General features: G+C 44.1%; 2 protein-coding genes. Both read right to left on the bottom strand.

Annotated features, from left to right (window positions below; genetic code table 11):
* Window positions 1-321: 321 nt before the first annotated feature.
* Window positions 322-1,674, bottom strand: coding sequence for an AAA family ATPase (locus H6G03_RS37055; RefSeq protein ID WP_190475934.1), 1,353 nt, complete (start codon window positions 1,672-1,674; stop codon window positions 322-324).
* A 133-nt stretch (window positions 1,675-1,807) separates the two neighbouring features.
* The coding region (locus tag H6G03_RS37050) for a ParB/RepB/Spo0J family partition protein (protein WP_190475932.1) at window positions 1,808-2,647 on the bottom strand (840 nt) is incomplete at its 5' end.

The raw sequence follows: 2,647 nt of genomic DNA, 5'->3' as shown, positions 1-2,647 counted from the left end.
TGTCAATTTTTACAATACATTTGTACTATCCGTGGGTAGCGATCGCACTCCTGCAAGTGCCTTAACAAAAGTTCATACAGTGTCGATTACTTTTGTCCGACTACTTAATTCAATTGATTCTACGCCGGGATAACTGGATACGGGGATTTTACGATTGGCTAATTTTGGCGGGTTAGTACCGTGTTTTTCTTGGTAATACTGGGTTTGAAAATTTCCTGTTACGTATTCGGATAAGAAACGATCGTAAGAGCGATCGCACATTATGTAACTGTTTCCCTACTGACATTCGCCAAATAGAGCCAGTCCCAAATAGCGCATCTGTTAGCGCTCCCGGTCAACGCTACTCAGATACCGTTCCACCTCAAAGCGAGTGACATACTCTTGCTTCCCATTAGAAGTAACCACAGGTCGAATTCGAGTTTTCCGACTTACAGAACCAATTTCCGGATTGACAACGCTAACTAAATCAGCAAACATTGCCTCTCCCTCCTCCAAACAAGAGAGAACCACTGGCGAGTGACTGTTAACCAATATCTGAAAAAACGGTTCCCCCTCATCCACTTCCAAAGAAGAGAGAGCAGTTACCCCCTCCCGCAACCTTTGAATTAGCGTCATCAACCGAGAAGGATGAACTCCATTTTCCGGTTCTTCAAAACAAACCAACCCGTGATGCTCTGGGTCATGTAAGATTGTCAGCAAAGCTAGAACGCGCAACGTACCGTCGGAAACTACACGAGAACTAAAAGGCTGTTGATGAGCGTAACCAATCTCAATCCGATACTCCCGGTCTTTCTCATCTTCCTCTACAATTACATCCACTACGCCGGGAATCAGAGAAGCTAAATCAGCAGCAATATCTGCAATAACTCCCTTTGGCTGACTTAAAGTAGCTGTTTGAGCTTGAATTCTGGCTAGCACTGTAGCTAAATTTGCGCCATTCGGTTCCAGTTCGAGAGCAGCAGTGGTAGCACTCGGTTGTCGTAACTGTCTGGGGTCGAGTTGAAGAAAACGCATCGCGAGCATTTCTTCTCGAATGGCAAACAAATGGGGAAATTCTGCACTGGTAATGGAAGAAAGCACGGTTGCTTCTGCATTTGTGGCTGAGTGCGTGCGACCTGCCTGATTATCATCTGGCAGAATTTGAAAACGGCGCACCCCTTCCGCTTCTACTGTTGTTAACCAAGGTGTGGAGCGAGAATACTTGAAAAATGCCTCTCTAAATTGAGAGGAGGGTTCTTGTCCTAACGATCGCCATCGGTCATTTTCGGGCAAGATAGGTAAAGCCGCTTCTCTGACTACAATAAGTCGCTCCAACCCTCGCTCATCTTGCCGTAATTCAATTTCAACTTCGTAACGCACCCTTGAATGAGAAATTTCCACCGTATCACCCCAAGGGTCCCTGACTTCTTTGAAGAGAAGTAGCTCAACGGCAAAAGACATTTTCGTACCTCTTGTACCATCAGCTTGTCGCCTGAATAGCTCAACCGCTTCACCACGCAGATTTTTTACGGCGTCGCGTAGGTTATTTGCTGCTATTTGGGAAAGAAATCGCAGTGCATCGAAGAGGTTGGATTTACCCGCAGCATTTGGCCCTAATATTACCCCGAAAGGAGATAAATCAAGCGTAAAGTTCTCAAAGGTTTTGAAACCGTTAATCTCTATGAGGGTTAGCATTTTCTACCCATCTTGCTAGAAGATACCAGTTCACTTAAGCGCTGTCACTTTTACTATTTTGGCAGGGGAGCAGGGGAGTAGGGGGAAAGTTAGTGACAAAGTTAAAGTGAATTAAAAACACAGAAAATAATCTCTACTGATTCAACATTTCATCAATCTCTAACAGCTTTTGCTGTAAAACTTGTCGCAACTGTGCCAATTGTTCGGGACTCGTTGAACCTATCACCGATGAAGACAATTTTTCAATTCCCTTTACTACAGCCGTTACTTCTTTCGATTCAGAAACCTCTGGCAAAACATACTTAGCTTTAATCTTTGCCACCAATTCGCGAGTCTTCGGCACCGTCAAATCTTGTTCGATGACTCGATTAGTTGCTTCAATTCTTTCTTTGGTAGCCTGACGTTCTGATGTCTTTAAACTTTTAGCAGATATAACCGTTAAAGCTAAAGCGTGCGCTCCTTTTAATCCCCGCTCTCGAATTGCTGTTTTTAAATCCTTTGGTAAAGATAACATTGGCATTAAATTAGCTCTTACCGATGCTGGATTTAATGCCAAATCCAATAGTGCTAAAAGTATTTTTTCTTCGTTTTCACTAACTCCCAAAGATTTTACACCTTGTACCTGTGCTTCTGTGGTAGCAGTCACCAGCGATGTTAGTTGGTTAGCCTCGCCAGAACGTTCCAACCGTCGCAACACCGTAGATAATATAGTTGGAATTTCTTCCTCTCCCATGCCAGTTGAGGTAGTTAGTTCTTTGATAATAGCCTCTGCTTTATCTAAGGAATTGAGGTCTTCGTGGTGGATAAACGTTAACAGCGCTTTGCGATGCAAGTCTTCTGGCATCAATGCCTTCACAGCACGCAACGTTGTCCATCCCAGCAGTTTGGCAGCTGACCAGCGCCGTTGTCCATCCCATAACAAATAGCGATCGCTTTGTGCTATCACAATTATTGGTGCAATTTGCCCGTCTTT

This window comes from Aerosakkonema funiforme FACHB-1375 (assembly GCF_014696265.1).
GTDB classification, from domain to species: Bacteria; Cyanobacteriota; Cyanobacteriia; order Cyanobacteriales; family Aerosakkonemataceae; genus Aerosakkonema; species Aerosakkonema funiforme_A.
The sequence above is the reverse complement of the archived record's forward strand: the minus strand, read 5'-3'. Positions and strand labels throughout refer to the sequence as shown.